The following is a 9,408-nucleotide window of genomic DNA, read 5'->3' as shown; positions in this document are numbered from 1 at the left end:
ACCTTGAGCTTGGACAAAAAATCTCAAGTTCTGACAATAAATCATGATTATGGACGATACATCATTTCGAGAAGTTGAATTAGAAATCAAGTAAGTTTAAAAACAACAAAGTTTACTAAAACAGCCTAAGACAAAGAGGACAGTTCTCACTTTTCTACGTATAGAATAGACTGCCTAATTGCTCCAAACACCTTCAACCTTTTCTGAAAATTTGAGATTATGATATGAAGCCATATGGATCATCCTTTTGTCCCTTTTCCATGTAGATTGTTTCGTTACAATCTATCATAAGAGCGGGGCATGAAATTGGAAATCATGTGGCTTATTTTTTATGCAATCAAGTCCTCGAAAAGTGGCTCAAATCTAAATGATCAAACACGCCTCATACCTCTAAAACATAATCCTGACCAAACAGATCAAAATTATTGACTAAAATAGACCGATTTAATAGAATATACCTAACTGACTGACTAATCAATCGGGAGGAGGGGTAGATAGTTTGAAGCAAGAGGGAGTTTCTGACAGAAGAGAACAGATTTTAGAGATTTCAATGAAGCAATTTGCTACGAATGGTTACCATAAAACAAAAATTTCTGATATCGTGCGTGCAGCTGGAGTTGCACAAGGTACTTTTTACTGGCACTTTAAAAGTAAAGAGGCAATTGCGCTCGAAATTATTCATAGAGGACAAGCGCATCTTTTAGATGTTGTTTCTAAAGGATATCGAAAATCACCAGGGACGGTTCAAGATGCTGTTCAAGCTTCTGAAAATTTGTTTGAAGAATTGATTGAATTTTCCGCAGAAAATAGATATTTCATGGAATTATTACTAAAAGGTATGGAAAGCGAAGTTTCGGTAAATGAAGCAATCATTGAGACGAGAATAAAATTAGAAGAAGCGTTTCAAACTAACATAAAGCGAGCAATGGATCTTGGTATTTTGCCTGCCAAGGATCCGACGTTACAATCTGCATTATTAATTAGTTTAATTGAAGGGATTCTCTCTAGGTGGTTATTTGGTCCAGCTACAAATGAATCGAATGTAAAAAGAAAAACAGCAAGCGAGCTAGCACGAGAAATTGTAAGATTTGAGTTTTTCGGTTTGCTTGGAAAATGAAGAAGAAGGGGAGAATAAAGATGAAACGAAGACGTTCATTTATAGGCTTGATTTTCATACTAGTATTCACAGTGATGTTAAGCGCATGTACTTCAAATAATGAGAATAAAGCAAGTGAAAATGTTGATTTATTACAGGAAGTGAAAGATAGAGGCGTTCTAAAAGTAGGTGTCATGGGTACATATCAACCATACAATTTCCTGAATGAAAAGAAAGAAATGGATGGATTTGATGCAGATATCGCCAAAGAAATTGGGAAACGATTAGGTGTCGATGTTGAATTTGTTGCACAAGAGTTTTCTGGAATGATTGCCGGATTGCAAGCAGAGAAGTTTGATACTGTTATCAGTCAAATGACGATTACAGATGAGCGTAAAAAACAAATGGATTTTACCGATCCGTATATTACGAATCATGTGAAAATTATCGTACCAGAAAGTGACCAATCGATCACAAAGGTAGAGGATTTCAAGGGTAAGGATATCGGAGTCGGATTAGGAACGAATGATGAAACCTATTTACGTACGGAGCTGCTTCCAAAAGTAGGCGATTTTACGATTAAAACGTATGATGATGTCATCACATCGTTAAAAGATTTAGATGCAGGCCGAATTGACGCGACAATTAATAACATGTATGCCATCAAACCTGTTATTGAAAAAAATGGATTTAAAATTAAGGCAGTAGGCGAGCCGATTAAATCGGATCAAGCAGGTATCGCAGTTCGTAAAGGGAACGAAACGTTCATCACAGAATTAAATCGTATTTTAAATGAGATGAAGAAAGACGGAACGTATAAAGAGATTTACGTTAAGTGGTTTGATGAAGAACCACAAGAGTAAGCGACCTGAGAGAGAAGGGACTTCTAAAGTAGAATGGATGTTGTAGTAGCGAATTTGCCATTTTTATTAAAAGGAGCGTATTATACGCTCCTTATCACTATTGTTTCTATGTTTTTTGGATCGATCATTGGCGTTATTGTGGCAATTGCAAGGTTAAAAGGGAATCGATTTATTAGATGGGTTGCGAGAGCTTATGTTTCGATCATTAGAGGAACACCAACGCTGGTACAAATTATTATTGTTTATTATGGTCTTGTCGATTATGGAATTAAGCTGGAACCACTAGTCGCTGCTTATATTGCGTTAAGTATTAGCATCGGAGCTTATTTATCGGAAACACTGCGCGGAGCATTGCAATCGATCCCAAAAGGTCAGATGGAAGCAGCTTATGCATCTGGAATGACTCCAGCACAAACAATGAGAAGAATTATTCTTCCTCAAGCAATTCGGGTGGCGATTCCTCCGGCTGGAAACACCTTTATAGGAATGCTAAAGGAAACATCGCTTGTGTCTGTTATTACGGTTACTGAACTTTTACGAACATCGCAATTATTAATTGCACAGTATTACGTCTATATGCCGTTTTATTTAGCGATTGCAATCATGTATTGGGTCATGAGTACAGGTTTTTCTTTTCTACTAGAAAGACTAGAGAAACGTTTATCAATCTATGAATAAGTTGGGGTTTTAGCATGATTATTACAAACGAGCTATCGAAAAGCTTTCATAACCTGGAAGTTTTAAAAAAAATCGATTTACAAGTAAACGCCGGCGAAGTTGTTGCGGTACTTGGTCCAAGTGGCTCGGGAAAAAGCACCTTTCTTCGCTGTTTAAACGGTCTCGAGGAATTGACTGGTGGTAGGATGACAGTCAGCGGTATTGTAGTCGATACGAAACAAAGTAAAAAAGAACGCGCTAAGCAGATTCAAAAAATCCGTCTTCATACAGGAATGGTGTTTCAGCAGTTTAATTTATATCCACATAAAACAGTCCTGCAAAACGTTATTGAGGCATTGCTGGTTGTGAAAAAGTGGAACAAGGAAAAAGCGATTGAAAAAGGGGAAAATCTGCTAGCAAGAGTGGGCATGATTGAAAAAAGAGATGAATATCCATCAAGGCTGTCTGGTGGGCAGCAGCAACGGGTTGCGATTGCACGGGCGTTAGCGATGGAGCCTGATATCATGCTGTTTGATGAGCCAACCTCTGCGCTTGATCCTGAATTAGTAGATGAAGTATTAAATGTCATGAAGCAGCTTGCGAAGGACGGCATGACGATGGTGATTGTGACACATGAAATGCAATTTGCGCGTGAAGTGGCTGATCGCATTGTGTTCATGGCAGATGGTATCATCTATGAGCAAGCGGACCCAGAGAAATTTTTCACCAATCCAGACACAGAGCGGGCAAAGAAATTTCTGAAAATGATCTAACATGATAGCTTAGAAGAATGAGCAAATGAGAAAAGAGGGATCGTGAATGAAAGTAGTAACAAAATGGCAAGGAAAGCGTGCCTTCACTGCTAAGGGAGATTCAGGGTACGAAATCCAAATGGACGCCACAGAAGCGTATTTCGGCGAAGGAAAAGGTGTCACACCAACTGAAATGCTCTTAGCCTCTGTCGCAGGCTGCATCGGAATTGACGTCACAATGATTCTACGACCACACTTAGATCTAATCGAAAAGCTTGAAATCGAAACAGACGGCACAAGAAGAGAAGAATTACCAAAAAGCTTCACCTCAATCGACGTCACCTTCAAAATTGACGGAAGCATCGACAGCAAAAAAGTATGGAGAGCCATTAACCTTGGGAAAGAGAAATACTGTGCTGTGTCTGATTCATTGAAGGCACAAATTACATTCCACCTCATTCTAAATGGGGAAAAACAAGAAAAGATTGATTAAGTTCAAGAGAACAAGGAGAAGTGTTAGCCGCACTTTTCTTTTTTGTCGTTTAGGAAATGATAAAATTCCTGAATAGTGGATAAGTGCACGATATCCAGCATCTAGCCACGCATGAATTAGAAGGTAAAGTACAGCCTTTCTTCATGCGCGTCTTATGCCTAACTTAGGCTGATCAAGGCGCTTGCGCTTTTGTTCTGTTAAGTCTGCTTTATTCAAGTGGAATTGATAGATTTGATAGCAAAGTTGATAGATTTTTTTATGGATGGTGTCTCATGCATCCAGTTTTCTACAAAGAGAGTGCCTAATGTCGCAATCTTTTCAGTGGATATTCTATTTTTAAGGAGAATTCACCATTTGGACGCCCATGAGTCACAAAAAAGACGTGGAAATGGAATAAAAGCACCAAAAACGGAACCGTTCAAATGAAGAACGATCCGTTTTCGTACTCTCAATGATTGTTTTGTAAATTACAACTTCTGCAACTGGGGCGGAAGCATTTGGATCGAGTGATTTAATGTGTCGAGCTTGCTTTCGATTCGATTTAGTAAATATAACGTGATGATGATCGGGAAGCCGACTTCGCTAATAATTGATAACCATTGTTCCATTATTTCACACCTCTTTTTCTCGTATTTAGGAGAGAAAAGGGCCTGTATCTCTTTGACATTAAGAAGGATTCAACTCAGCCAATGCATTTTTTACATTAACAGATGTCTTGAAAATTTAGGGGAAAGGGCCTGCTTCGTTTACTAAATGATTGAATAGATTTGTGGTGGAGAGGGAAGGAAAAGCACGTGGTATACATAAAAAATCCCAAAGCACATGAACTGTCGAGAGTACTGTGCTTAAAGGAGTTCTGAGAGCTAGATATAATCCAAACTACATTCGTATTATATCCAACTCCTTTAAAATTTAAAAATGAATAACAATTAAAAGAAAAAGTATAGGGTAGTTGAAGAAAACACACATATTATCATGGAGAACACGATGGCGATTACACCTTGGTATACAAAAACGCTGAGCTTCATAGTACGGTGCTTGAACAATATCAAGTTAAAAATGTCGCACAAAACAAACTTACAATTGTTGGAAGGATTTGTGATTATTATGTAAGTGATCTTTCTGGTAGATTAAGGCAGCAGCAACGAACCTAAAAGGAAAATGTATGTTACCAGTGCTGGTAAGTGAGAAAATGAATACTCCCGCCTAAATTTGATAGAGTGATAAAAAAGAAAGTTTTAATAATATAGTTCTTTACAAGTAGGGGAAAATTTTTTATTATATAAAAGAGTTGTATACAAGTACACTAGATTGAAAAATGAAAACGTTTTTTGTAAGCGTAGACAAATTTAAATACCTTATGTTAAGCACTTAACATAATAAGAAAGTTGGGTGATTATGCAATTTCCTGCCATCGCCTTACAGGGAGAATCTCTCGGGGAGAAGATTTCTTGTGAGTTACGATTACAAATCATAAATGGGAGTATTAAGTCAGGCGCAGTCCTTTCTGAGAATCAAATTGCCGCAGAATTTAATACGAGCAGGTCCCCGGTACGTGAAGCTTTAAAAACATTATCGAATGAAGGGTTAATTCGCCAAGAACGGATGGGGGCAGTCGTGCTCGGTTTATCTGCTAAAGATATTGAGGAACTATATGATGTTCGCTCTTTAATTGAAACATTTACCATTCAGCGTCTTTCAGAAATGGATCATGAACATGTGATTCATTCGTTAAAGAAGATCATCGATAAGATGGAATTCGCGGCGAAACATAATGATTATGTTGAATTTACGATGCAAGATTTAGCCTTTCATGTCGTGATGATTGAAGAAGCCAAACATACGAGGATTCTCCATTTATGGAAGAGTATTCGGTACATCATCTTTACAGCGTTATTAATTGCGACAGAGAGACGATTTAAGGAAAATAAGAACGAAATAGAGCCATTAATTAAAAAACACCAATTACTCATTAACGCGATATCTTCAAAAGATGATGATTACATTGAAAAGACTGTGAAAGATCATTTTGATGATACACGTAAAACCGTTAATAATACGCTACAAAAATCTTTTTAAGAGAGAGTCTATAGCAAGTATGGGGAAACTTGTTTATTAGCTCTCTCATTTTTCGAAAACTTGTCGACCAGTATACATCATTATTTGTAAGCGCTGTTTATGAGGTGAAATGTGGAATAGAAATCTGTAAGGGTTTACTAATCATTTGTTTAGGAAAAATCAATCATAAATGCTTGTTTGGGGGGTTCACAATGAAAAGGAAATTTAGAAAAACATCTGCTCGAATTATAGCAGTTGGATTAGGCCTGTCTTTACTTGCTGGTTGTTCTTCAACTGAAACATCAGCGGGTCAAGATAAGGGTATTTTAGTAAAAGTTGGGACAACATTATCGCCGGCAAATCCAGTAAACGTTGCGTTAAGAGAGGTATTTGAACCAGAGATTGAAAAAAGAACGAATGGGAAATTTAATGTTGAAATTTATGATTCGGGCCAATTAGGTGGAGAAAAGCAATTATATGATTTTACTCGTAGTGGAATTGTTGAAGCAACTGCAATTGGTACTGTTATGTGGAGTGAAGTTCCGATGATGGCGACGCCTGACTTTCCATTTATTTTCCGAGATGTTGCCCATGCAAGAAGAGTTTATCAAGGTGAAGTTGGAGACTACATTGCAAAGAATTTTGAGGAGCAAGAACCAATTAAGTTTTTAGCTTGGAATCCAAACGGAGCGCGTGTCTTTAGTTCTAGTAAGCCAATCGAGTCGGTTGAGGATTTAAAGGGACAGAAAATGAGAATGCCGAACAACCCAATTCATGTGAAACTGGCGGAGTCTCTAGGTGGGAATGCTGTCATTATGGACCTAGGTGAAGTGTTTACTGCTTTAGAACAAGGGGTTGTTGATGGTCAAGATAACCCGCTATCAACATTTAGACAAGAAGGCTGGTATGAGGTTCAGGATTATATTTATGAGACAAATCATATGGTTTCTTCCAACCAGTTAATGATGAGTAAAGAGTTTTGGGAGACATTGACAGAAGATGAACAGAAGATTTTTGAAGAAGTTGGCTTTGACACATCAAATCGATCATGGGACATCTATGAAGCAAGTATTGAAGAAGATAGAAAGTTTCTGCAGGAACAAGGAATTGTTGTGAAAACTCCGACAGAAGAAGAAAGACAAAAGTTAGTTGAGAAAGCACAGCCGGTATACGATATGCTATACGAAAAATATGACTGGGCAGAAGATATGATTAAGCGCATTAAAGAGGTTGAATAAGCAGAAATATGTAAACGGATACTGTAAGCGATGTCTTTTTTGTCGCTAGTTTTAAATAAATTGTCTATGAAAATACAAAGTTCGTTTTTGAAATAACGGATTGTTTTACACGTAGATTATTTCGTAAGGGGGAGGAAATATGTCGAGATATTTAGATAAGCTTTTTAAAGGGATTGATTACTTACTAGGTCTCATGCTTGCTCTAATGATTATCTTTGTTTTTTTAAATGTTATTTTGCGAACAGTCTTTAATTCAGGCCTCACATGGTCAGAAGAAATTGCACGTTATTTATTTGTTTATATTACCTTCATTGGAGCAATTGGGGCAATGAGGTCAAATGCCCATTTAGGAATGGACTCTGTCATGCGCAGCTTCCCAAAGGGAGTGAAACGAGTTATCTATATTGTTGCGCAAGGAATTATCATTATCATTATGGCAATGTTAACGCATGGAGCATATACGATGACGGTTCAAAGTGTTGAAGCTAGAGCTGCTGCGACCGGAATTCCACTTTCGGTTATTTATGGAATCGGTATGGTTACTGGCATTTGCATTGCGATTATTTCCCTTGCCAATATTATAAGAGCTCTCAAGGATCCAAACGCGATTGATACGATGATTACTTTACATGAATCGGAAGAAGAAGATCTAGCAGAAAAACTTCAAAATGATCTGAAGAATGACGAGATTACGAAAAGATAGATGAGGGGGGTTTTTGAGTTATGACGATGGTAATCTTTTTAGTAGTTTTACTTGCGGCGATGGCCATTGGGATACCAATCGCATTCGCCCTATTATTAAGTGGCGTATTTATGATGGCTTATCTTGGAGATTTTGATACACAAATTCTTTCGCAAAATTTAATGGTCGGTGCCGATAGTTTTGCGATGATGGCAATTCCATTCTTTATTTTGTGCGGTGACTTAATGAACCGTGGTGGCTTAACAAAACGAATCATTATTGCCGCAACAACCTTAGTTGGTCATATCCGTGGTGGTTTAGGATATGTGGCGATTTTAGCTATTTTATTATTTGCTAGTTTAGTAGGTTCTGCTGTAGCTTCAACTGCAGCACTAGGAGCAATCTTAATTCCAATGATGGCAAAGGCCGGATATAACCGTGACCGTTCCACGGCATTAATTGCCGCTGGGAACATTGTTTCGCCAATTATGCCTCCTTCTGTCCCAATGATTTTATTTGGAGTAACAGCAGGTGTGTCGATTACCAAGCTATTTGTAGCGGGGATTGCGCCAGCCATTTATATTGCCATTGCTCTTGCGGTTACGTGGGCATGGGTAGCTAGAAAAGACAAGGTTGAAAAGATGCCTCGTGCAAGCTTCAAGCAAATGGTGAAATCAATTGTTGATGCGATTTGGGCGATTTTAATGCCAATTGGTATTTTAACAGGTTTGCGTGGAGGTTTCTTCACACCGACTGAAGCTGGTGTTATTGCTGTTGTGTATGCATTGTTTATCGGTGTGTTTGTATACAAGGAATTATCATTAAAGGAAATTATGGAAAGTCTAATCAGTTCTGCGAAAACAACAAGTGTCATTATGTTTTTAGCAGCCGCTGCAATGGTTTCGGCGTGGTTAATGACTGTCGGTAATATTCCTGAAATCGTTTCATCTATTTTAAGTCCATTAATTGACAGTCCGTTACTCTTATTACTAGTCATTAATCTCATTGTGATTTTAGTTGGGATGGCAATGGATGTTAACCCGACGATTTTAATCTTAACACCTGTGTTAATGCCAGTTGTTACGGCAGCGGGTATAGATCCAGTTTATTTCGGATTATTATTCATTTTAAATAACGTAATCGGTCTTTTAACACCGCCGGTTGGGACCGTATTAAATGTTGCAGCAGGAGCAGGGAAAATCAGTATTGGACGACTTGTAAAGGCTATTATGCCATTCCTTATTGTTGAAATCGTCCTGTTATTCTTATTGATTTTCGTTCCAGAGCTTGTGACGGTTCCTACTGAGTTTTTCTCAGGTGAATGATCTGAATCGTAATATGTCTAGAACTGGTGTATGGGGTAGTGTTTTTTAAAGGCTGTTTTCTAAATGATTGTTGTTTTTAATGGGTTAGATGCCCGAATCAAGGAAGAAGAGACTAATCGGTCACCTTTACGTGAGTTACGTGCCCGATTTCTGAATATTGGAGTCTTAGCGGTCACCTTTACGTGAGTTACGTGCCCGATTTCTGAATATTGGAGTCTTAGCGGTCACCTTTACGTGAGTTACG

10 protein-coding genes are annotated in these 9,408 nt (G+C 38.0%); 9 read left to right on the top strand and 1 reads right to left on the bottom strand.

Going from position 1 to position 9,408, the window contains the following annotated elements:
• The first annotated feature begins 499 nt into the window (after positions 1–499).
• The 5 genes from K9V48_RS25885 to K9V48_RS25865 are packed head-to-tail and all read left to right on the top strand — an operon-like array spanning position 500 to position 3,861.
• A complete protein-coding gene (locus tag K9V48_RS25885; protein ID WP_224141973.1) occupies positions 500–1,117 on the top strand; it encodes a TetR/AcrR family transcriptional regulator in 618 nt (205 codons plus the stop codon).
• A gap of 20 nt (positions 1,118–1,137) precedes the next feature.
• The gene (locus tag K9V48_RS25880; protein ID WP_224141972.1) at positions 1,138–1,959 is read left to right on the top strand and encodes an ABC transporter substrate-binding protein; all 822 of its coding nucleotides are present in this window, start codon (positions 1,138–1,140) and stop codon (positions 1,957–1,959) included.
• 33 nt (positions 1,960–1,992) lie between these two features.
• Positions 1,993–2,637 carry an amino acid ABC transporter permease gene (locus K9V48_RS25875; RefSeq protein ID WP_224141971.1) on the top strand — a complete coding sequence of 215 codons (645 nt, stop codon included), beginning with the start codon at positions 1,993–1,995 and terminating at the stop codon, positions 2,635–2,637.
• A gap of 14 nt (positions 2,638–2,651) precedes the next feature.
• Positions 2,652–3,389, top strand: a complete 738-nt coding sequence (locus K9V48_RS25870; protein WP_224141970.1) for an amino acid ABC transporter ATP-binding protein — start codon at positions 2,652–2,654, stop codon at positions 3,387–3,389.
• A 46-nt stretch (positions 3,390–3,435) separates the two neighbouring features.
• Positions 3,436–3,861, top strand: coding sequence for an OsmC family protein (locus K9V48_RS25865; protein WP_224141969.1), 426 nt, complete (start codon positions 3,436–3,438; stop codon positions 3,859–3,861).
• A gap of 467 nt (positions 3,862–4,328) precedes the next feature.
• On the opposite strand, the gene K9V48_RS25860 is transcribed toward K9V48_RS25865, so the two are convergent.
• A complete protein-coding gene (locus tag K9V48_RS25860; RefSeq protein ID WP_224141968.1) occupies positions 4,329–4,469 on the bottom strand; it encodes a YvrJ family protein in 141 nt (46 codons plus the stop codon).
• Positions 4,470–5,259: 790 nt separating this feature from the next.
• Here K9V48_RS25860 and K9V48_RS25855 point away from each other — a divergent pair.
• From K9V48_RS25855 to K9V48_RS25840, 4 genes are all read left to right on the top strand, one after another.
• On the top strand, positions 5,260–5,940 hold the full coding sequence (locus K9V48_RS25855; RefSeq protein ID WP_224141967.1) for a GntR family transcriptional regulator: 681 nt from the start codon (positions 5,260–5,262) through the stop codon (positions 5,938–5,940).
• 191 nt (positions 5,941–6,131) lie between these two features.
• On the top strand, positions 6,132–7,157 hold the full coding sequence (locus K9V48_RS25850) for a TRAP transporter substrate-binding protein (protein ID WP_224141966.1): 1,026 nt from the start codon (positions 6,132–6,134) through the stop codon (positions 7,155–7,157).
• 139 nt (positions 7,158–7,296) lie between these two features.
• A complete protein-coding gene (locus K9V48_RS25845; RefSeq protein ID WP_224141965.1) occupies positions 7,297–7,860 on the top strand; it encodes a TRAP transporter small permease in 564 nt (187 codons plus the stop codon).
• Positions 7,861–7,880: 20 nt separating this feature from the next.
• Positions 7,881–9,164 carry a TRAP transporter large permease gene (locus tag K9V48_RS25840; RefSeq protein ID WP_224141964.1) on the top strand — a complete coding sequence of 428 codons (1,284 nt, stop codon included), beginning with the start codon at positions 7,881–7,883 and terminating at the stop codon, positions 9,162–9,164.
• Positions 9,165–9,408: the final 244 nt, after the last annotated feature.

The sequence above is a fragment of the Metabacillus rhizolycopersici genome, assembly GCF_020075705.1.
Note: the sequence above shows the minus strand (reverse complement) of the source record. Positions and strands in the feature narration are given on the sequence as shown.

Bases quoted from the DNA above. Each gene is read 5' to 3' on its own strand.
- K9V48_RS25875 (WP_224141971.1), top strand. From the start codon at position 1,993: ATGGATGTTGTAGTAGCGAATTTGCCATTTTTATTAAAAGGAGCGTAT.
- K9V48_RS25850 (WP_224141966.1), top strand. From the start codon at position 6,132: ATGAAAAGGAAATTTAGAAAAACATCTGCTCGAATTATAGCAGTTGGA.
- K9V48_RS25880 (WP_224141972.1), top strand. From the start codon at position 1,138: ATGAAACGAAGACGTTCATTTATAGGCTTGATTTTCATACTAGTATTC.
- K9V48_RS25855 (WP_224141967.1), top strand. From the start codon at position 5,260: ATGCAATTTCCTGCCATCGCCTTACAGGGAGAATCTCTCGGGGAGAAG.
- K9V48_RS25840 (WP_224141964.1), top strand. From the start codon at position 7,881: ATGACGATGGTAATCTTTTTAGTAGTTTTACTTGCGGCGATGGCCATT.
- K9V48_RS25845 (WP_224141965.1), top strand. From the start codon at position 7,297: ATGTCGAGATATTTAGATAAGCTTTTTAAAGGGATTGATTACTTACTA.
- K9V48_RS25870 (WP_224141970.1), top strand. From the start codon at position 2,652: ATGATTATTACAAACGAGCTATCGAAAAGCTTTCATAACCTGGAAGTT.
- K9V48_RS25860 (WP_224141968.1), bottom strand. From the start codon at position 4,469: ATGGAACAATGGTTATCAATTATTAGCGAAGTCGGCTTCCCGATCATC.
- K9V48_RS25865 (WP_224141969.1), top strand. From the start codon at position 3,436: ATGAAAGTAGTAACAAAATGGCAAGGAAAGCGTGCCTTCACTGCTAAG.